This window comes from Bifidobacterium panos (genome assembly GCF_012932445.1).
Taxonomy (GTDB): domain Bacteria; phylum Actinomycetota; class Actinomycetes; order Actinomycetales; family Bifidobacteriaceae; genus Bifidobacterium; species Bifidobacterium panos.
In genome coordinates, this window is record NZ_JAAIIJ010000027.1 from 1 (window position 1) to 20265 (window position 20265).

Sequence of the window (20265 nt, forward strand, 5' to 3'; positions counted from 1 at the left end):
AGCAGGGACGTGCAATGGGCATACCAGAACGGGCGCATGGCACCCGTCACCGAAACGGAGATCGAGGCGGCGGTCCAGTACGTGAAGGATTCGGCGGCCAATTTCTTCGGCACTCCGGCTGTGTCGAGGGTGCCCGAACCCCAGCTCAGGAAACTCGCGAAAGGAATCCTCAACGCGGCGAGAAAGGCGGTGGAGCAATGAAGGTGAGGGTCGAGCGCGACGGAGAATGCCGTGATTTGCATGTCGAGGCCGAGGACGATGCGGAGGCCGTGATGCTGAAAGCTATTTTGGGCGGCCTGTCGGGAATGGTTTGTCGGGACGATGACGGGGAGGAATCGGAATGAGTTGTGACAAGAAAGAGGAACGGCTGCTGTGGATTGATGTGGAGACCACGGCGATTGACCCGGATGACGGTGACCTGTTGGAGGTCGGCATGGTGTTGACGGACATGCGGGGGAAGCTGCTGGAGAACCCTCGGTATTGGCTGGTCAAGGATCAACACAGCATCAGGATCAACGCCGCCACCATCACGGCCATCGGGATGCATTGGGAGAACAATCTGATCAAGGAGGTGTGCGCGCTCGAAGCATGCAACGGCCTCGCCGTGTCGAAGGAAATCAGGGAGACGCTCGACAAGTGGTCACGCAACGCCGTCCTGCACCCAGCCGGCACCAACGTCGACTTCGACCTGCGCTGGCTTGCCGCGCACCTCGGCCTGCACACCACGCTTGACAAGCTCAGCCACCGCAAACTCGACCTGACGACCCTACGCCTGCTTGACACCGCCATCGGCCTCGACCCCTACGAATCACACGCCACTTACCACAGAGTGGAAGACTGCCTGGCACGCGACCTCGCCGAATACTGGCAGCGAATCGAACAAATGTTCGACAAGGACACCCCGGGCGCCCCGGACACCACCGCAAACACCACGAAAACGCTCCGGAGCTCGCCGGCTGGTGGTTGCGAATGAGGAAGCGCGCGGCGGAGAGGATTCTTCGTCTGTGGAAGGACGGGATGGACTGGCATGACATCGCCGCCATTGCCGGGGTGCCGTATGAGGCGGTGTCGGATTTGATTTCAGCGACGATGAAAGGAGAAGGCGATGTGTCCGACGTGCGGACGGCGGGTGAAGCCGGGCAGCTGGCTCTGTTCTGAATGCGCGAGGGATTACCTGCGGCGGATTGCGGGTCTGCGCCGCGAGATTCTCGCGCTTGACGCGGTGGCGACCAAGCAGGCACGAATCGGTGCACCCCAGCCGTCGCCCAATCGGGGGCATGCGCCCAGCCCGATCAACTGGACTGCCATGCAATTGCGTGACGACGCATGCGACTGGATCCGCCACCTCGCCGCACGCATCGACATGCGCTACGCGCTGATTCCGCTCAGGCAATGGCGATGGCTATGGGACAAGGCGCTTGCCAACCGCAACACCATCCTGAGCGTTCCGGCGTGCGCCGGCGATTACCGCGACCTCATGGAGTTGCAGACGCGCATCGGGTGGATGCTCACGCCCAAGGCCGTCGGCACCGAGAACGCCGACTGCCCCGCCTGCCGTGCCGGGCTGGCGTTCCCGCGCGGCGCGGCTTGGGGGGAATGCCCGAACTGCGGCGCGGCGCTCGACCTCAAGCGGATCCACGAGCAACGCGAATCGGAGCTGATGTCGAGGACGTTCCCGGCCACCAGAGCCCTCGCCGCGAAATGGGCGACGGAACAGACCGGCGTGGAGGTCACGGCCAACGACCTGAAGAACTGGATCAGGAGAGGCAAACTGCACCCCATGAAATGTGCCGATGGCAGGACTTGGCGTTGGATTGCCAGCGAGCTGAAAGACACAGCGAGCAAGATGGGGCGTGTCGACGCTTGACATGCACGGTTCTTGACCCTATATTTTTTGTAGATTTGCTTGACGTATGTCAAAGCGCAGAATGAAGCCCCGCGGTGCAATCCTGCGGGGCTTTCGCATAAGCCCGTCACGCCTCCTGCTCGGCAGTGCGCAACCCGATGGGCAACGAGCAAGCCCAGCGTCTAAACGGCGCTGGGCTTCGCTGTCACTGCCTGTTCTTGCGTGGCCGGCCTCCGCCGACGCCGCGACCGGGACGCTTGGCGTTCCATTCGTCGATGGTCTCGGGCAGCCATCCGCGCGTGCGGCCGATGGCCACGTCTGGTGGGGGGAGCCGGTACGTGCTGGCTGCGGCCGTGCTGATGCCGAGTCGTTCGGCGACTTGCTTGACGCCGAGATATTCAGTCGTCATCGCCACCACTCCTTGATATTGCGAGTGTGGCGAGGCTCCAGATGCCGGCGGACAGTCCGAACAGCCCCGCCCACAGCGGCTTGTCGGCGAGACCGAGGGTGAGCGAGGAGATGCCGCAGACGATGCCGCAGACCGCGAATAGTGTGCTTGTCTTCATGGTTTTGGTGCAATAGACTGAAAAGCCGGGGGTTCCGGATAGTTCCGATATTCGGAACCCCGCTTCGTTACCTTTTACGCTTCTTGTTGCGTTTCGGCTTCCGCCTCAGTGAGATAACGAGTGCCGCCAGCGCTATCGCCGTGTTGGCGATGGAGCTGATGGCTTCGGCTATGTCGGTCCATTTCACTTTCACCTCCTTTCTTGTTGATATAAACAATATTAGCGGAATTAATAAAGATATGCAAGGCGACACGCCGAAAGAGGGGGCAGATGGCGAACCGCACGAGGAAGACGAGCCGCGCCTTCGAGAGGGACAAGCGCGCGTTCTTTGCCAAGTGCTGCCGTGAGCATGCGCCGTGCTGGCTGTGCGGGATGCCGATTGATTACGCGGCCGAGAAGAACACCGCCGACGACAGCTTCAATCTCGACCACCTGTATCCCGTGAGCAAGCGTCCCGACCTGCAGTTCGACCCGGCCGGCTTCAGGCCGTCGCACACCTCATGCAACCGGCTGAGGGGCAACCGCGACCCCGCGACGCCGATCGGCCTGCTCTCGCGCCAATGGGTCGACCCGGCCCTTGGCGGCCAATCGGAGGGGTAGGGGCGGTCGAATCGCAAAACGCCGGCCGGGCGGGAGACCTCCCGCGTGGCCCGTCTTCCTCTCCCCGATGGATTCCTGGATGGGGGGTCGCGCGCGCGGAATATGGGTGCCGATCCCTGAGGAGGTGTCATGGCTGAAAGGGCGAAGTTTCCCGAGGAAACCGTCTGCGCCGCGTTGGAGCGGTCGTTGCGGAACGCCAAGGGCCTGAAGGCCGTCAATGCCGCCACCGTCGCCGCCGCCCGCGTCCTGGCCAAACGCATCGACCAGCTGGCCGCGACCGACTTCGTGGACGATAACGGCAAATTCGACAACGTGACGGTCCCGACGTTCCTCAAATACTGCCAATCGCTCGGCTTCACGGCGCAGGAAGCCAGGAAACCCGAGACGCGCGTCTCGGCGCCGTCGGCATCGGGCAAGGTGACGGCGCTCGAGGACTACATGAGGAAATTTGGCTGAAAGCGAGGTGGGGCATGTCCGAGGATTACGCCGTGTACGGGGAAGTCCGGGACAAGGCGCATGGCGTCACCAAGCCGAGAATCTACACGCCGCCACTTCGCAAGCTCGACAAGACCACATCGAACGGATTCGCCGTCATCGCCTTCGCCGAATTGATCCTGCACGTCCATCTCTATCCCTGGCAGTGCTGGCTGCTCATCCATGCGCTCGAATTGCTGGAGGACGGCTCCTACCGGTTCCGCCGCATCATCGTGCTGGTCGCCCGCCAGAACGGCAAGACGACCGTCATGGGCGTGCTGGCCGCCTGGTGGCTGTTCATTGATTCTTCCAAGCATCCGGACAAGGTGCCGCCCGTCAAATTCCTCGTGGTCGGCGCGGCGCAGACCCTGGACAACGCCAAAGGCCCCTATGAGACGGTGAAGACCTGGTGCAACCCCGCGCCGGCGACGGAGGAGGAAAGCGAGCTGGCCTGCGCCGACCTGCAGCCCTTCGTGCAGCGCATCAGCAACGTCAACGGCGAGGAGGGCATCATCTGCCGGAGCAAGGCGAAATATGTCGTGCGCGCCGCCAACAACATCAGGTCGAAATCAGCCGCCCGCGCGATTTTCGACGAGCTGCGCGAACAGCACACCGAGGACGGGTGGAACTCCGTGAGCCAGATCACCAAGGCGGTCTGGTCCAGCCAGCTCTGGGGCATTTCCAACGCCGGCGACCACCGCTCCGTCGTCCTGAAAAAGCAGGTCGACAAAGGCCGTCGGCTCGTGGAGGATTGGAACGCCTACGTCGCCCGTGGCGTCGACGCGGCCCAACGGTTCGCGAACGGCGAAAAGGACGCAAGCTTCGGATATTTCGAATGGTCCGCCGAGGACAAGTGCGAGCTTGACGACGACGAGGCCATCCGCCAATCCAATCCAAGCGTGGGCTACGGGCCGATGACCTTGCAAAGCATCAAATCGGACATCGACGGCATGACCGAAGCGGCCTACCGCACCGAGGTGCTGTGCCAGTGGGTCACCGCCGACATCATCCCCTACATCGACCCGAAAATCTGGAAGGCCGGCGAGGACAAGGAGTCGGCGATCCCGGTCGAAGGCCGGGTGGTGCTGGCGGTCGACACCAGCGCCGACCGCACCACGACCTACGTCGCCGCCGCCGGGCATCGCGCCGACGGATTGCCGCACGTCGAGCTCATCGCGCGGCGCGACGGAATGCTGTGGGTGCCGGCCTATCTGCGCCGCCTGCGCGACAGCTGGCCGTCGATCACCGAGGTCGCCGTCCAGTCGAAAGGCTGCCCGGCCGTCGATTTCGTGGACCTGCTGGCGGCGGAAGGCTGGACGGTCCACTGCATCGAGGGCTTCAAGCTCGGCGCCTGCTGCGGACGTTTCCTCGACCGCATCAAGGAACGCAAGCTCAAGCACCTGCCCCAGCCCGCCATCGACCAGCAGGTGTCCGTCGCCGTCTCGCGACGGCTCGGGGAAGTGCAGGTCTGGGACAGGCAGAACAGCGCACTGCAAATCAGCGGCCTCATCGCGCAAAGCGAAGCCCTCTACGCGCTCGAAACCACCGAATCGACGCAACCCAAACAGACCGCCTCCGCCTATGCGGAGCACGGGCTGATGATCCTTTGACATCTGACGACAGGAGGTGACGGATGTCCATCTGGAGCCGACTTAAAAACGTCTTCCGCCCGAACGTGCACATCACTTTCGACTTGTCCGAATCGATGGCGCTCATCCAAGGCCAGACCGAGAGCGAACTGTACAAGACCCAGCCGCACCTGCGCACCGTCATCAGCTTTCTCGCCGATAACGTCGCGCAGGTCAGCCTCAAGGAGTTCCGCCGCGTCTCCGACACCGACCGCCGGCGCGTGACCGACGATCCGCTCATCACGCTGCTGAAAAGGCCGAACGCGGACATGACCGGCTATGAGCTCGTCCGCCAGCTCGTCTCCGACCTCGCGCTCTACGACACCGCCTACTGGCTGGTCGGCCCCGATGCCACCACGCCGTCGGGGTGGATGATCCGCCCGATTCCCCCAAGCTGGGTCACCGCCAAACGCGACGGCACCGTGTTCCAGCCGGACTATTACCGCGTCTACTCCGGCTACGGCGAGCAATGGTATGACGTGCCGGCCGGCGAGATGCTCGTGTTCCACGGCTGGAACCCGACCGACCCGACAAGCGGCGTCACCCCGGTCATGGCGCTCAAGGACATCATCAACGAGCAGATCCAGGCATGGACCTACCGCACGCAGATCTGGCAGCGCGGCGGCCGCGTCGGCACCGTCCTGACCCGCCCGAAGGACGCGCCCGCCTGGACGGACGACGACCGCGAACGCTTCCGACGCGGCTGGAAGGAATTCACCGACAAAGGCTCACAGGCCGGAGCGACCCCGCTGCTCGAAGACGGCATGCAACTGCAAAGGCTCGGCTTCAACGCGCGCGAGGAGGAATTCAGCGAGGTCACCAAGCTCAGCCTGCAGACGGTCGCCAGCGTCTACCACGTCTCGCCTGTCATGGTCGGCATCCTCGACAACGCGAACTTCTCGAACACCAAAGAGTTCCGCAAGATGCTCTACAGCGAGACCCTGGGGCCGACCATCCGCATGATCGAGGACAGGATCAACCTCTTCCTCGCGCCGATGATCGGCACGGACCCACTCAACTACGTCGAGTTCGACGTGATGTCGAAGATGAGCGGCGACTTCGAGGAAATGGCAAGCCTGCTGTCCACCAGCGTCGGCGCGCCCTGGATGAAACCGAACGAGGCCCGCGCGCTCAACAACCTGCCGCGCGTCGAAGGCGGCGACGATCTGGTCGTCCCCCTGAACGTCACCAAAGGCGGCCAATCCAGCCCGCAGGACGGCGGCGAGCCGATCCGCCAGCCGGACGACGGGCCGGGCGACGAAACGAAACAACACATCGCCAAATGGGCCGACCGCCTCGAAAAATCCGTCAAATCGAAACTCGGCGCCGGCAACACCATCGACGACATCAACTGGGTGAAGTGGCAACACGAACTCCAGTCCGATCTGGTCACGCTCGCGCACCTCGACCAACTCGACGCGGCCCAGACCGCCATCAACACCACCAAAGACATGCGCAACCGCTTCAAGGAGACGCACCATGCACATCAAACAAGTTGACTGCCGCTTCAAAACCGGAACCGAAGACACGGACGCGCTGGCGGACGGCGAGTTCCTCGCCTATCCCTCGACCTTCACGCGCGAGCCCGACTGCTGCGGCGACGTCGTGGCCCCCGGCGCCTTCCTTGATTCCATCAAGGCGTGGAAGGAAAGCGGCAACACCCTCCCGGTCATGTACGGCCATCGCATGGACGACCCGGACTACAATGTCGGCGGCGTCCTCGACATGGGCGAGGACGATCACGGCTGGTGGATCAAGGGGCGCTTCGACATGGACTCGCCGAAAGCCGCGCAGGTCTACCGGCTCGTCAAGGAGCACCGGCTGTCCCAACTGTCCTTCGCATTCGACGTGGAGGACGAGGGGACGGTCACCCTGGACGACGGCACCAAGGCGAACGAGCTGCGCAAACTCAGCGTCTACGAGGCATCGTTCGTCCCGGTCGGCGCGAATCAGGACACCAGCGTCGTAGCCGTCAAATCGGCGACCGACGCGCTGTGCGACGGCATGAAGGACGGCCGCGTGCTCTCGGCCAAGAACACCGAAACGTTGCGCGACATCGCCTCCGAACTGGAAACCCAGTCGAAGCGCATCAAGGATTTCCTGTCCGAGGCGGCGCCCCGGACGGACGACAAGAAAAACAACCAAAGCAACGATGCCACGGCATCCGCGCCAAGCGAAGCCAAGGACGAGGAGCCGACCGAGGCCAAGTCCGAGGAGCCGAACAAGAAAGCGGAATCTGAAGCATTGGCGCTTGCAATCGACATCGCCCTCTTGGGCGAGGAAAGGATTCACCAATGAATCTCAACGAAAAGCGAGCTTCCGCAATCGCAAAGCTCAAGGCATACCAGACGCGGATGAAGGACGGCCTCACCCTGTCCGACGACGACGCGGCCAACGTCAAGACGCTGCTGGACGAAGTGCAGGCCCTCGACGAGCAGATCGCCAAGGCCAACGACACCGCCGACCTCATCCGCAAGATCGGCGACCTCGGCACCGCCGAGACGCAGCCCACCGGCAACGACACCGGCGACGACGGCAAGGAACCGGTCAAGGCCCGCACCGCCGGCGACTACTTCGTCAAGTCCTACCGCAAGGCCGGCGGCGCCCGCCTCAAGGCCGGTTTCGCGGTCGAGTTCAAGGCGAACACCGACGTGCAGGCCGAAGGCAATTCCTCCGGCGCGCTCGCGCCGTACCTGACGCAGACCGATAATGCGGTGTTCCCGTATCATCGCCCGCTCGTCATCGCAGACCTGTTCGCGCAGGGCGCCCTGTCCGGCGCGACCACGGCAGTGAAATATCCGGTCTTCGGCGAGCTGGAAGGCAAGCCGGGCACCGTCGGCGAGGCCGGCGCGAAGCCGCAGGTGCACTTCCCCGACCCGACGTGGGTGACCGACGACCTCAAGGAGGTCGCCGCATGGTTCGCCGTGTCCGACAACATGCTCGAGGACATGGCCTGGCTCGTGTCCGAGATCAACGACTACGCGACCTACAACATCCAGCTGCTCGAGGAATCCCAGCTGCTGTCCGGCGACGGTTCCGACAACAACGTCAAGGGCCTGCTGACCCGCGAAATCCAGACCCTCGCCAAGGACACCGATTCCGACCCCGACCGTCTGTTCAAGACCCGCAAGATGATCAGCGAGGCCACCGGCTTCCAGCCCGACGGCATCGTCATCAATCCCGCCGACTACGAGACCATTCGCCTGTCCAAGGACAGCAACGGCCAGTATTTCGGCGGCGGGTATTTCGCCGGACAGTACGGCAACGGCGGCGTCATGCAGGATCCGCCGCTGTGGGGCCTGCGCACCGTGGTCACCGAGGCCATCGCGCAGGGCACCGCCCTGGTCGGCGCCTTCACCGCAGGCGGCAAGGTCTTCCGCAAGGGCGGCCTCGAAATCGCCTCCACCAATTCGCACGCCGACTACTTCACCAGCGACAAGGTGGCGATCCGCCTGAAGGAACGCCTCATGCTGCAGGTCAAGTATCCGAAGGCGTTCGTCAAGGTCGAGCTCGGAAAGAGCAGCGCCAGCAGCGCGAAGTGACGCATCGAGTGACTGGAGGACGGCATGGCCGATGACCTGATCCCCTCGCCGGAAACATTCGACGTCGGCGCCGAGTTCCGATTCAAGGCGGCGCAAGCGGCGATCCGCCGCGAATGCGGCTGGCACGTCGCGCCATCCGTCACGCACACGATCCGCCTGGACGGCACCGGCGGCACCACGCTGCTGCTGCCGTCCAAGCACGTCACCGCCATCGACAGCCTGCTGCTGGACGGCGTGGAGCATGTGCGCGACCTGCGGTGGAGCACGGCCGGCAGCATGGTGCTGACCGGCGGCGTCAGATTCCCCGACCTGCCCGGCGGCATCGAGGTGACCCTGACCGACGGCTGGGAGCTCGACGAGGTGCCCGATGTCCAGATGATCATGCTGGACATCGCCGCCCGCGTCATGAGCGCGCCCGGCACCGTCGCCAGCCAAAGCACCAACGGCAGCAGCGTCACCTACCGTTCCAGCGCCGATGGCGGCGTGCCCAACGTCGCCCTGTTCGCGTCGGAACGCCAGGCGCTCGCCCCCTACCGGCTTTCATGGGGGGCGAAGCCATGACCAGCGCCAGCGACTATCTCAACGCCGGCGGTTTCGACATGGGCGGAGCCGCCATGTGGCAGCGGCTTCGGGCGAAGCGCGTGCATGACGTCTACTCCGGCGGGGACACGGGCCTCGACTGGTCCGACCCGGACGTCCTCGACATCAGGGGGACGCTGGCGTCGTCGTCCAGCACGCGCACGCCATCCGACCTGCGCTCCGAAACGTCCAGCACGGCCTACCTGACCGTGCCCGACCCGACGGTGGACGTCCAGCCGGGAGACCGCATCCGCGCGAACCCCGACGACGGGCGCCTCTGGGAGGTCACCGGCTTTCCGGCACGCGACCGGAACGCCTTCACCGCCTGGCAGCCGACCACCGAAATCCCGCTCGCCGAACACAGGGGGTGACCATGGCAGTCCGCGTCGAATTCAACGAACGATTCTTCGATGGGGTCCTCCAGTCCGCCGGGGTGAAAGCCCTGACCAAAGCGGCCGCCGAAAAAGCGCTCGCGCAGGCCAAGGCCTCGGCTCCCGTGGACACCGGCGACTACCGGGACGGCCTGAAGGTCGAGGAGGTCGCCCGCGAACACCGCACGACCTACATGGTCGTCGGCCATGACCGCAAGACCATGCTCATCGAATCCAAGACGGGCAATCTCGCCCGCGCGCTGAAGGCGGCGAAGGTATGAGCACGGTCATCCCACCGGACATGGAGCTTTGGCTCTGCGACTACCTGCGCGGCCGGCTGCCGGACGTGACGGTCGGCAACCGCGAACCCGACGATTATCTCGGCTCCCGGCCGCTGATCGTCGTCAGGGACGACGGCGGCGCCCAATCGGACCGCGTGATGTTCGACCGGAGCATCGGCGTGACGGTCTGCGGTTGGAGCGTCAGCAACCCGAAACCCTGCGCCGACCTGGCGCGCAGGGTCTACGGCCTGCTGACCGCCGACCCCGACATCATCACCGCCGACGGCTCGCCGATCGCCGCCATCATCGGCGACGGCTGCAACGGCCCCTATCCGACCACCGGGGACATGAGCTACGCGCGATACTACCTGACGGTCGAATATTGCGCGATTGGCGACTTCGCCTGACCACAATCCCACAACCACAACCGGCCCGCAGGCATCCCGCCCGCGGGTCTTCTCACCTCAAAGGAGAAAAAACATGACCGCAGACACTTCCGGCAACGACCTGAGTTCCGTCAAAGTCGTCGCCACATCCAAAATCAAGGTCGCGCCGTATGACGAGACCAAGAGCCTGACCGCCGACCTGATCAGCAAAAAGGTCGCCGACCCGGCCTCCACGCTGGCCGACATCTTCGCCCAGGGTTCGTTCATCGGCCTCATCACCGAGGACGGCGCCCCGCAGGACGCGCGCGACGGCGACGACGCGACCGAGTTCCACCAGCCCGGATACGCCATCAACGGCGAACCGACGCTGACGCTCGCCTTCACCGCAGCCGAGGACAACGAAATCGTGCGCGAAATGGTGCTCGGCAAACCGGACACCGACGGCGTGTACCACGTGGCCGACACCCTGCAGGACACCAAATGGTTCGCTTACCAGGAGACCGCCTACAAGTCCGGCATCGTCCGCCGCCGTCTCGGCGTCATCCAGATCACCGGCAACGACCCCGATCAGGAGAAGCGCGGCGACGTCGCGGGCTTCGCGCTGACCGCCACCTGGCAGAAGGACGCCGCCGTCGACGGCGGGCAAAGCCGCTACCTGCAGGCCTACTACGATCCGAGCGCCGCCTCCACCGCCGCCAAGACCCAAACCTCCACCGCCACGTCCAACAGCAAGGGCTGACAGTCAGCTTCCCGCGCGCGACTTGCCTATTCGACGCGCGCGGGAACCCACCCCAACAACCAGACACCGAATAGGCAATCGAATAGGAGAAAGACATGACCGAAAAAACCATCCGGGAAGAAACCCCGACCCCCGAAGAGTTCGAGCAGTGGACCGAACAGGACGACCGCGCCGCGCTCGCCGCCATCGCCGACACCCTGAAGGTGCGCCACATCATCAAGAACGACTGCGTGTGGTTCATGGCGCCGCGCGGACACCTGTACAAGCTGCCGCTCACCATTTCGATCAACGACTTCGAGCAACTCAGCTCGGCGCAGGATGATGCCGAATCGGCGCAGTCCCTCAAACGGATCCTGCGTGAATTCGCCGGCGAGGAATACGCCAGCCAGCTCGCCAGCGAACCGGTGCAGGTCACCATCAACATCCTCGCCGAATACGGCACCCTCATCACCAAGGCGCAAGGCGTTGACGATTTGGGAAAATCGCCGGATTCATCCACCTCATCCGCCAGCCCGGCGGCAACCGAATAAGGGCCGACTTCGCCCGGTGCGGCTGGAGCCTGCAACGCGACCTCGGCCGCCGCCTGCGCTACGGCGATGCGATCGCGCTCTACGAGTGCTTCGCCACCGATCCGCACACCTACACGGGAGCCGACCAGCTCGACCTCGCATTCCCGATGACGGCGGACGACATCGTGCAATGCGCGCAGAACGGCCTCACTTCACTGCTCGGCAAGCTTGGCGGCGACGATACCGTCGTCGCGCCGCTCACGGAAGACGAACGCCGTGCGGCGGAAAGCCACATGAGCTCGATGTTCAGCTAAACAAGGAGGGACAGCATGGCCTTCGGTTCCGAAGTCGGCTCCGGCCACGTTTCGATCTTCCCCGTGATGAAGGGCTTCCGCAGCTCGGTCAACAAGGAAGTCAAGGACGCGGCCTCGGATGCGTCGAACACCTTCAGCAAGAGCTTCAACGGCTCCAAGCAGGGCAAGAGCTTCGGCACCGGTTTCAAGACCGGTTTCAACAGCGCCGCCGGCTCCCTGGACAGCGCCGCGCTGAAAAGCTTCAAATCCGACGTCGCCAAGGCCAGCCAGGCGAACACCGCCGCGCTCCTGAAATACAAGGGCGCGACGGTCGGCGTACAGCAGGCGCAGGAAAAGCTCGCCACCGCCGTGGCGAAATACGGCGCCGACAGCACACAGGCCCAGGCGGCCTCCATCCGCGTGCAACAGGCCCAATTGAAGCAGCAGCAGGCCAGCGCCGCACTCAAAACCGCAACCGAGAACCTGAGCGCCGCGAAGCAACGCCTCAACTCCCTCGAGACCGAACTGAGCGCCGCCACGCAGAAGGGCGCCAGCGCCTTCCGCACGCAAATGAGCAGCTTCAAGGCGGGACTGTCGGACATCTCGCGCGGCCAATCGTCCTTCACCGGTCTTGCCGGCGCCCTGGGCTCGCTTGCCAACGCCGTCCTTGGGGTGGACGTGCTCTGGAAGCCGCTGGGCAACAAGATCGCCTCGTTCGTCAAGAGCGGGCTCAGTTCCCTGAGCGGGTTCGCCGTGCAGGCCGGCGCGAAACTGTCAACGGGGATGCAGAGCGCCATCAGGGCCGTGCAATCCACGATCTCCGGCTGGGGGTCGAAGCTCGGCGCCGCCATGTCGCCGGTGGTCTCCTCCATCGCCACGCCCTTCAAGGCCGTCGGCGGCCTGATAGGCAAGGCTTTCAGCTCCATCGCCCAGCAGGTCGCGCCGTACTTCAGCGCGGTCGGGACCGCCGCCAGCGCGGTCCTGGGCAAACTGCCCGCCTCGGCGCGCAACGCGGTCTCCGGCATCGTCTCGCAGTTCGGCAGCATCGGCTCGTCCATCGGCAGCGCCCTGGGCTCGGCCGCCACCGCGATCGGCGCGAAACTCAAGGGGGTCGCCACCGCCGCAGTCGGCGCCGCAGCGGCCGGCGTGGCCGTATTGGGGCCGAAACTCGTCGGTCTCGGCAAGAGCGCGCTGGACGCCTACGCTGTCTGGGAACAGGCCGTCGGCGGCGTCGACACGCTGTTCAAGGACGCTTCCGGCCAAGTGCAGAAGTACGCGGCCGCCGCCTACAAGACGGCCGGCATCAGCGCGAACGACTACATGAACCAGGTCACGAGCTTCGCGGCCTCATTGGTGAGCTCGCTTGGCGGCGACACCCAGAAAGCCGCCGAAATGGGCAACCAGGCCGTCATCGACATGTCCGACAACGCGAACAAGATGGGCACCAGCATCGGCGACATCCAGCACGCCTATCAGGGCTTCGCCAAGCAGAACTACACGATGCTCGACAACCTCAAGCTCGGATACGGCGGCACACAGGAGGAAATGAAACGGCTCCTGTCGGATGCCGAAAAACTGTCCGGCCAAAAGTTCGACATCTCCAGCTTCTCCGACGTCGTACAGGCCATCCACGTCGTCCAGACCAACCTCGGCATCACCGGCACCACCGCACGCGAAGCCGCGACCACCATCGAAGGCTCCGTGAACTCGATGAAGGCCGCATGGGGCAACTGGCTCGCCGAACTCGGCAAGTCGGACGCCGACCTGGACACCGTCACCCAGCAACTGGTCGACAGCATCGTCACCGCCGCCTCCAACATCGTGCCACGAGTGGGCCAGATCATCCAAGCGCTCGTCAAGGCAATCCCCGGAATGTTCGACACCCTCGTGTCCACCCTCCCCCAACCATTCCAAAACGCCATCAACAGCATCGGGAAAGTCTTCAGCGGCTTCGGAAACATCATCGCTCCGGTCACGGCGGCATTCGGCATGCTCGGAGCACAAGGCCTCGGCGGAATCCTCAGCAACCTTCCAATCGTCGGCAACCTCTTCCAAGCCGTCGGCGGAAAAATCGGATTCCTCACTGGACCAATCGGCATCGTCATCGCCGCGCTCGCCGGCCTGATCGCCACCACGCCGTCACTGCGCTCGCAGTTCGGCGACATGCTCAAAGGCGTCCTCGCCAGTCTGCAGACGGCCTTCACGGCGATGCAACCGGCGCTGACACAGTTGATGGATGCTTTCAGCAAGATGGCCACCGCCGTCGTGCCGGCAGTCGTGGCCATCCTCGAGGCGGTCATTCCGGCGATCACGCCGATCGTGTCCGCCATCGTCGGCTCGCTGGTGCCGGTCATCGAGACCATCCTGCAGACGGTCACGTCGGTCATCGGCATCGTGACCCCGCTGATCCAGCAGATGACGCCCATCATCGCGCAGGTCGTCACCACCATCGTCAACGTCATCCAGGCGTTGACGCCACTGATTCAAGGCATCATCGGCATCGTCACTCAGGTCGCGCAGGTCGTCGCATCGGTCATTCAGACGGTTCTGGCCATCGTCATGCCGGCGATCAGCTCGGTCGTCGGCATCATCGGCGGCGTCGTCCAAGTGCTGCAAGGCGTGGTCGATTTTCTGACCGGAGTGTTCACCGGCAACTGGTCTCAGGCGTGGGAGGGCATCAAGCAGATCTTCTCCGGCATCTGGACGGCGCTGACCAGCTTCTTCAATGGAATCTGGGCGACGCTGCAGAACGCGGTCAATGCCGGCCTCCAGTTCATCTCCGGTATCTGGAACAGCGTCTGGAGCGCGGTCAGCGGCTTCTTCTCGGGGATTTGGAATGGCATCACATCGTTCTTCACGAACATTTGGAATGCGTTCCAAAACAAACTGAATACGGGCCTCGCCATCCTGTCGGCGCTATGGAATGTCGCATGGAGCGCGATCAGCAGCTTCTTCTCCAGCGTCTGGAATGGTCTCGTCAGCTTCTTCTCGGGAATCTGGGCGACGCTGAAGAACGCGATTAATGCCGGGCTCCAGTTCATTTCCGGTATCTGGAACAGTGTTTGGAGTGCGATTAGTGGCTTCTTCTCCGGCATCTGGAATGGTCTCGTCGGCATCTTCAACGGCGCATGGAACGGACTGAAAAACGGCATCCAAGCCGGACTCAACTTCATCTCCGGCATCTGGAACAGTGTTTGGAGCGGCATTAGCGGCTTCTTCGGTGGTATCTGGGATGGTCTGCGAAACGCGGCCAGCGCCGGCGTCAACGGGGTCGTTGACGTCGTGACCGGCATCAGGGACAGAATCACGGGCTTTTTCGGCGGTGCCGGAAGTTGGCTGGTCGGTGCGGGCAGTGCCATCATCAACGGTCTGTTGGGCGGATTGCAGAGCGCTTTCTCGGGCGTGATGGACTTCGTCAGCGGCATCGGCGACTGGATCAAGGAGCACAAAGGCCCGCTGCCTTACGACCGCCGTCTGCTGATTCCCGCCGGCGCGGCCATCATGGGAGGCCTCAACACCAGCTTGCAAGACGGGTGGAAGGACGTGCAGAGGACCGTCGGAAGCATGAACGCGCAACTGCAAAACGGCTTCCAGACATCCGCCACCGTCGGGCAAGCCGCCGGCACCACCGGCGTCGCGTCCGGCTCACGGCAGTTCACCATCAACCAAACGATCACCAACCCGGACGCGCGCACGACGGCGACGCTGGCGGTCGAGATGTTCAGAAAGGCGGTCGCGTAATGAGGGTGATCATCGAACATGCCGCCGACGCGGCGCAACGCTTGGTTCTGGTGGATGGCGGCACGCTCGACCCGTTATACATGGTTGGCGAGGCCGTCGCTCTTGGCGAGGACGGTATCGAAGGCTGGTACGATTCGCTCGCGCTGCGCGATGCGGACATCGAATCCAATCCCGCGAATCATGGCGGGTTCCTTCCTGTCACGCGCTGGTTCGACAGTCGCGTGCTCACGATCCATGGCGTGTATGCCATTTCGTCGCTTGTCGGCGCTTCCGCCGTGGGGCGGTTCCTTGACCGGCTCAATGCGTTCGCGGGGGAGACGGTCAAGGTCACCGTCATCGACGCGCAGGGCACGCGCTCGGTCACGGGTGTCGTGTCGGCGCAGATTCCGGTCGCGCGCAAGACGGACCGCGCGTGTGAATGGTCGATGATCGTCACGTGCGCCGACCCGTTCAAGTACGGGTCGCCGGTCACTTGGGCGGAGGCCGGGGGAAGGCTGGTCGTGGAGAACCGTGGCACGGCGTCGGTCCTGCCGTCGGTGACGGTGACGGGCTTGCCGACCGCGTTCTCGTTCGCGCTCGACGGGCATGAGGTCTCCTGGACGGGGAACGGCGGCGCGCGGAGTGTCTCGCTTGATTTCGCCGTTATGGTTCCGAGCGCCGGTACCGTCGGTACCGATGATGCGTTCCGTATCCCGCCGGGCAGGAGCGTTGTCACGGTGGAGACGACGCCGGAGACGGCGGTGGCGAGCATGGTTGTGCGTGACGCATGGAGGTGATGGCATGGAGCCGATCAGCCTGCACGTGTTCGATCCGGTGAGCGGCACGCATATCACGGGCTTGCCGTACGCCAGTTTGAGTTGGTCGGATTCGATCAGCGACACCGGGTCGATGTCAGTGACGCTGCCGGACACGGACGCGTTGCGCAGAATCGATTTGGCTCGCGTCCTGCGTGAGTACGGGTCGATCTGGCTTGCCAAGGCCGGTGCCCGTATCCTGCATGCCGGCTGGCTCGTCAAGTGGAAGCTCAACGAGAGGGGCGAGTCGATCACGTGCGATATCGGGGGCGGGTGGACGCTTTGGAAGAAACGGCTTGTCGTCAATCATGCCCTTGAGTCGAAGTGGCGTGACGGGATTGTGCTGATCGACGAGGACAATCCGCCAGTCGACTGGGTGCTGAACTTGTCCGGCACGTACCGCGACATCGCGCGGGGGTTGGTCGCCGAATCGCTCAAATGGGGAGCCGCGCCGTATGAGCTGCCCGCCGTGCAGGGCGGCACGGCGCACAGCCGTACCTATAACTCTTGGGATTTCGCGACCGTTTCGGACCGGCTCGGCGACCTCGCCGACCTCGAGGACGGCCCCGAAATCCGCTTCGACCCGCGCCTTGACGGCAACCGGATGCGGTTCCGTCTCAACGTGGACAGCGAGATCGTCGACACCAAGTGGCGGTGGAACGCCTCGCTGCCCGGCCAGAGGGTCAGGCTGGCCGGCATCGACGCGGACGGGTCGGACATCACGGGCCAGTGTTTCGGCACCGGCGGCAAGGACGAGGATGACCTGATGGTCGCCATGCGCCGGTCCTCCAAGCTCACGGGGCTGGGCTGGCCGCTGCTGCAGTCCGCCAACACGTCGCACAGCACCATCAGCGTGCTCGCGACCTTGCAACAGTATGTCGCGGCCGACGTGCGGGCGGGCGACGAACCCCAGCTGACCGTCGGCGTCAAATGCGGCATCGAGCACGACGTGCACGTCGGCGACTGGATCGATCTGCGTTTGCCGGCGGGCGGGCGGGACGCGCCGTCCGGGCTGGCGGCGCATCTGCTGCAACGCCTGTCCGGGACGAGCGTGCTGCGACTGAAGGTCACGGATGTGTCCGGCAGCGCGGGGTCCGAATGGCTTGACCTGCAAACCAGAGTGAGGAGCTGACATATGGCATACCGTCCCGGCACGCTCGACGACACCAACGTCATCCGCCGCGAGCTGTCGCGCCGCGCCCGCCGCACCAGCGAAGCCAACACCCCGGGCAAGACGCAGACCTATCAGACCACGGCCAAGGTCGGCGGCTTCGACGCACGCATCACGCAGGCCGAGAACAACGCGTCCGAGGCCAAACAGCTGGCGACCCTGGCCGAAAGCACCGCCATCGACGCGATCCAGGCGACCAACACGCTGACCGACCGCGTGGCCACCGGCGAGGGCAGGCTGACGGATGTGGAAGCCGACGTGGCCGCCCTGTCCGGCACGGTGGACGGGCAGTCCGCCAGCATCACGGACATCCAACGCCGCCTGGCCGAGCTCGACGAGGACAACAGCGTCGTCTACGCGGCGGCGACGCCGGACGGTGACGGCAATGTCCCCATCGAGGCGGTCACGCCGGTCAAGCCCCGCGCGGACGACCTGATCATCACCGCCGACGGCGCGTTGCGCCGGGTCGAGACCGTCACCGACACGCAGGCCACGGTCTCGCAGAGGCTGGCCTCGCTGGTCGGCCCGAAGGGCGACAGGGGCGCGGACGGCAAGGACGGCGCGTCCATCAGCATCCACGGCTCCTACGACAGCCTCGCCGACTTGCAGGCGGATCATCCGACCGGGCAGCCCGGCGACGGCTGGCTCGTCGGCGGCGACCTGGTCGTGTGGGACGCATCAGCCGGCGCGTGGCTGGACGTCGGCACCATCAAAGGCCCCAAAGGCGACCAAGGGGACAAAGGCGAAAAGGGCGACCCCGGGCGCGCCGGACAGGACGGCCAGAACGGGCAGGACGGCAAGGACGGCAAGGACGGCCAAAACGGCGTTGCGGCGGGCTTCGGCGTGCCCACGGCGCAAATGGTGCAACCCGTCGGCGTCGCCCCCTCGGTCAGCGTCACCGCCACCGGCCCCGACACCGCCAAGGTCTTCGCCTTCGAGTTCTCCGGCCTCAAAGGCGACAAGGGAGACACAGGCGACAAGGGCGACACAGGCGACGCCGGGCCACAGGGAGCCCAGGGCGAAAAAGGCGACGCCGGGGAGCAAGGCCCCAAAGGCGACAAGGGAGACAAGGGCGACAAGGGAGACAAGGGCGACAAGGGAGACAAGGGCGACAAGGGAGACAAGGGAGACGCCGGGCCGCAGGGAGACCAAGGTCCCCAAGGCCCCCAAGGCCCCCAAGGTCTCAAAGGCGACAAGGGCGACAAGGGCGAAAGCGTCGACACCGCCGTCCTGACCGCCACCGGCCTCGGCAGCGCCACGCTCACCATCCCCGCCAAAACCGGATACGCCGCCTGCGACTGCCTCGTCAACGTCACCGCGACGGGCACACGGGCCTTCACCGCCACCATCCTCGCGAACAACACCACGACCGCCACCATCCCGGCCTGCCCGACCGCCCCATTGGCGCTCTACCCCACGGCGGCGGTCTGGCCGGGCACCTGGGAGGGGCCGTGCGCGCTCGCGGCCAGCACGGCGGCGACGATTCCCACGGGCAAAACCGTCAAGGCGCTCGCCAGTGATTCGACGGCGCGGCTGACGCTTTCCGTTTTCGCGATTTATGGAAAGGAGGAGTGATGGTCACTTGGGCAAGGGACGTCGGGCGTGGCGACGTGCTGCTGCACCGGGGTGCCGACGAGCGGGTCGGCTGCCGGTGGGTGCAGGACAAGCGCGACGGCGAGGGATTCCAGCCGGTCGATCTGAGGGATTGGACGGCGGTCTTCTCGATGACGGTGCCGGACGGGACGAGCGTGTACAGCCGGTCGTGCTCGACCACGAGCGACGGGTACGCCGTCGCGGAAATCCCCGCGTCGGCGTTCGAGGCGGACGCGTGGAGCGCGCGCCCGGTCGGCGACTGGAGGATCGACGCGACCGGCCCCGGCGGGCGGCGCGAGCTGCTCGGCTGGGGGCATTGGACATTGGATCAGTAAGGAGGAGGCATGGTCGACCAGATTTTCGACAAGCACACGTCCGGCATGCCGGACGACCTCGTGCTCAACCGCGCGCAGACCGAAACGTTCCGCGACGAGGCCGAGCGCATCCGCGACGAGACGGCCGACATCAGGGACGCGGCCACGGCCAGGACCAGCGCCGACGTGCTCGAGGCGACCGCGCTCGTCAAGGAAGCGCAGCAGGCCGCCAGGGAGGCCACCAGCTGGGTCAACGCGGGCGCGGGCGTCAGCATCGGAGCCGAGGAGCCGGCCGTCAAACGCAACGGGCACGTCTGGCTCGTCGAGGCGTCCAAGGCGAGAAACCCGCTCTGGCCAAGCGACGCGACGTTCGCGGCGGCGGACACGTGGCCGGAACGCGAAGGGTCGGAGGCCACCGGCTCGCACGTCATCACCGCGATCCGACGGTGGGACGCCGGCGGCGAGACCGGGCAGTGGACGGACTTCGCCCTCGCAAGCACGCTCATCAACAACGCATGACACAACCAAACCGACAATAAATAAGGAGGAATCATGGCCTCGAGGTCATACACGCCGACCGCATGGAAGGACGGCAGCAGCGGCGGCACGCCGATCACCGCCGCCGAACTCAACCGCATCGAGACGGGCATCTCGACGCTTTACCAGGACCTGCCCACCTTCGTCATCCAGTCGAAGGACGCGACCACGGACATCAACGGCAACCAGATCACCACGCCCTGCCGCCTCATCGTCATCGATACCGACGGCAATTTCCAGGGCGAATACTACGACGACGGAAAGTGAGGGAGTATGAGAACCATCATCGATCAGCCGGTCG

The 20265-nt window shown here is 64.8% G+C and carries 27 protein-coding genes; 25 read left to right on the plus strand and 2 right to left on the minus strand.

Annotated elements, in window-relative coordinates:
* From G1C94_RS07005 to G1C94_RS07025, 5 genes are all read left to right on the plus strand, one after another.
* A partial coding sequence (locus G1C94_RS07005) for a hypothetical protein (protein ID WP_172146845.1) occupies positions 1 to 201 on the plus strand: 201 nt, incomplete at its 5' end.
* Positions 198 to 344, plus strand: coding sequence for a hypothetical protein (locus G1C94_RS07010; RefSeq protein ID WP_172146848.1), 147 nt, complete (start codon positions 198 to 200; stop codon positions 342 to 344). The genes G1C94_RS07005 and G1C94_RS07010, both read left to right, overlap by 4 nt.
* On the plus strand, positions 341 to 973 hold the full coding sequence (locus G1C94_RS07015; RefSeq protein ID WP_172146851.1) for a 3'-5' exonuclease family protein: 633 nt from the start codon (positions 341 to 343) through the stop codon (positions 971 to 973). The genes G1C94_RS07010 and G1C94_RS07015 overlap by 4 nt, the downstream gene beginning before the upstream one ends.
* Entirely contained in the window at positions 970 to 1158 is a 189-nt protein-coding gene (locus tag G1C94_RS07020) for a hypothetical protein (RefSeq protein WP_172146854.1), read from the plus strand. The genes G1C94_RS07015 and G1C94_RS07020 overlap by 4 nt, the downstream gene beginning before the upstream one ends.
* The gene (locus tag G1C94_RS07025; protein ID WP_172146870.1) at positions 1106 to 1867 is read left to right on the plus strand and encodes a hypothetical protein; all 762 of its coding nucleotides are present in this window, start codon (positions 1106 to 1108) and stop codon (positions 1865 to 1867) included. Before G1C94_RS07020 ends, G1C94_RS07025 begins: the two co-directional genes overlap by 53 nt.
* A gap of 184 nt (positions 1868 to 2051) precedes the next feature.
* Here G1C94_RS07025 and G1C94_RS07030 read toward each other — a convergent pair whose 3' ends face one another.
* Both G1C94_RS07030 and G1C94_RS07035 read right to left on the minus strand, forming a co-directional pair.
* Positions 2052 to 2255: a helix-turn-helix transcriptional regulator gene (locus G1C94_RS07030; RefSeq protein ID WP_172146873.1), complete on the minus strand. Its 204-nt coding sequence runs from the start codon at positions 2253 to 2255 to the stop codon at positions 2052 to 2054.
* Positions 2245 to 2412 (minus strand): hypothetical protein, encoded by a 168-nt coding sequence (locus G1C94_RS07035; RefSeq protein WP_172146876.1) that lies wholly within the window; start codon positions 2410 to 2412, stop codon positions 2245 to 2247. The genes G1C94_RS07030 and G1C94_RS07035 overlap by 11 nt, the downstream gene beginning before the upstream one ends.
* Before the next feature lie 270 nt (positions 2413 to 2682).
* On the opposite strand from G1C94_RS07035, the gene G1C94_RS07040 reads away from it, so the two are divergent.
* From G1C94_RS07040 to G1C94_RS07135, 20 genes are all read left to right on the plus strand, one after another.
* Positions 2683 to 3012, plus strand: coding sequence for a hypothetical protein (locus tag G1C94_RS07040; protein ID WP_172146878.1), 330 nt, complete (start codon positions 2683 to 2685; stop codon positions 3010 to 3012).
* A 129-nt stretch (positions 3013 to 3141) separates the two neighbouring features.
* Entirely contained in the window at positions 3142 to 3468 is a 327-nt protein-coding gene (locus tag G1C94_RS07045; protein ID WP_172146880.1) for a terminase small subunit, read from the plus strand.
* A gap of 14 nt (positions 3469 to 3482) precedes the next feature.
* The gene (locus G1C94_RS07050) at positions 3483 to 5096 is read left to right on the plus strand and encodes a terminase (RefSeq protein ID WP_253902372.1); all 1614 of its coding nucleotides are present in this window, start codon (positions 3483 to 3485) and stop codon (positions 5094 to 5096) included.
* Positions 5097 to 5119: 23 nt separating this feature from the next.
* A complete protein-coding gene (locus G1C94_RS07055) occupies positions 5120 to 6613 on the plus strand; it encodes a phage portal protein (protein ID WP_172146882.1) in 1494 nt (497 codons plus the stop codon).
* Positions 6594 to 7412 carry an HK97 family phage prohead protease gene (locus G1C94_RS07060; protein WP_172146884.1) on the plus strand — a complete coding sequence of 273 codons (819 nt, stop codon included), beginning with the start codon at positions 6594 to 6596 and terminating at the stop codon, positions 7410 to 7412. The genes G1C94_RS07055 and G1C94_RS07060 overlap by 20 nt, the downstream gene beginning before the upstream one ends.
* Positions 7409 to 8656, plus strand: a complete 1248-nt coding sequence (locus G1C94_RS07065) for a phage major capsid protein (RefSeq protein WP_172146886.1) — start codon at positions 7409 to 7411, stop codon at positions 8654 to 8656. Before G1C94_RS07060 ends, G1C94_RS07065 begins: the two co-directional genes overlap by 4 nt.
* A gap of 24 nt (positions 8657 to 8680) precedes the next feature.
* The gene (locus tag G1C94_RS07070; RefSeq protein WP_172146888.1) at positions 8681 to 9217 is read left to right on the plus strand and encodes a hypothetical protein; all 537 of its coding nucleotides are present in this window, start codon (positions 8681 to 8683) and stop codon (positions 9215 to 9217) included.
* The gene (locus G1C94_RS07075) at positions 9214 to 9606 is read left to right on the plus strand and encodes a hypothetical protein (RefSeq protein ID WP_172146890.1); all 393 of its coding nucleotides are present in this window, start codon (positions 9214 to 9216) and stop codon (positions 9604 to 9606) included. Before G1C94_RS07070 ends, G1C94_RS07075 begins: the two co-directional genes overlap by 4 nt.
* Before the next feature lie 2 nt (positions 9607 to 9608).
* Positions 9609 to 9887 carry an HK97 gp10 family phage protein gene (locus G1C94_RS07080; protein ID WP_172146892.1) on the plus strand — a complete coding sequence of 93 codons (279 nt, stop codon included), beginning with the start codon at positions 9609 to 9611 and terminating at the stop codon, positions 9885 to 9887.
* Entirely contained in the window at positions 9884 to 10294 is a 411-nt protein-coding gene (locus G1C94_RS07085; RefSeq protein WP_172146894.1) for a hypothetical protein, read from the plus strand. The genes G1C94_RS07080 and G1C94_RS07085 overlap by 4 nt, the downstream gene beginning before the upstream one ends.
* Positions 10295 to 10367: 73 nt before the next feature.
* The gene (locus G1C94_RS07090) at positions 10368 to 11012 is read left to right on the plus strand and encodes a hypothetical protein (RefSeq protein ID WP_253902373.1); all 645 of its coding nucleotides are present in this window, start codon (positions 10368 to 10370) and stop codon (positions 11010 to 11012) included.
* A 95-nt stretch (positions 11013 to 11107) separates the two neighbouring features.
* Complete coding sequence (locus G1C94_RS07095) at positions 11108 to 11542, plus strand: hypothetical protein (RefSeq protein ID WP_172146896.1); 435 nt, start codon at positions 11108 to 11110, stop codon at positions 11540 to 11542.
* Positions 11543 to 11688: 146 nt separating this feature from the next.
* Positions 11689 to 11835 (plus strand): hypothetical protein, encoded by a 147-nt coding sequence (locus G1C94_RS07100; protein ID WP_172146898.1) that lies wholly within the window; start codon positions 11689 to 11691, stop codon positions 11833 to 11835.
* Positions 11836 to 11850: 15 nt separating this feature from the next.
* Complete coding sequence (locus tag G1C94_RS07105; protein WP_172146900.1) at positions 11851 to 15555, plus strand: phage tail protein; 3705 nt, start codon at positions 11851 to 11853, stop codon at positions 15553 to 15555.
* Positions 15555 to 16331, plus strand: a complete 777-nt coding sequence (locus G1C94_RS07110; protein ID WP_172146902.1) for a hypothetical protein — start codon at positions 15555 to 15557, stop codon at positions 16329 to 16331. Before G1C94_RS07105 ends, G1C94_RS07110 begins: the two co-directional genes overlap by 1 nt.
* Positions 16332 to 16335: 4 nt before the next feature.
* Complete coding sequence (locus tag G1C94_RS07115) at positions 16336 to 17481, plus strand: hypothetical protein (protein ID WP_172146904.1); 1146 nt, start codon at positions 16336 to 16338, stop codon at positions 17479 to 17481.
* A gap of 3 nt (positions 17482 to 17484) precedes the next feature.
* Positions 17485 to 19095, plus strand: coding sequence for a collagen-like protein (locus tag G1C94_RS07120; protein WP_172146906.1), 1611 nt, complete (start codon positions 17485 to 17487; stop codon positions 19093 to 19095).
* Complete coding sequence (locus G1C94_RS07125) at positions 19095 to 19448, plus strand: hypothetical protein (RefSeq protein WP_172146908.1); 354 nt, start codon at positions 19095 to 19097, stop codon at positions 19446 to 19448. The genes G1C94_RS07120 and G1C94_RS07125 overlap by 1 nt, the downstream gene beginning before the upstream one ends.
* Before the next feature lie 9 nt (positions 19449 to 19457).
* Entirely contained in the window at positions 19458 to 19946 is a 489-nt protein-coding gene (locus tag G1C94_RS07130; RefSeq protein ID WP_172146911.1) for a hypothetical protein, read from the plus strand.
* Positions 19947 to 19979: 33 nt separating this feature from the next.
* Complete coding sequence (locus tag G1C94_RS07135; RefSeq protein WP_172146842.1) at positions 19980 to 20231, plus strand: hypothetical protein; 252 nt, start codon at positions 19980 to 19982, stop codon at positions 20229 to 20231.
* Positions 20232 to 20265 lie beyond the last annotated feature (34 nt).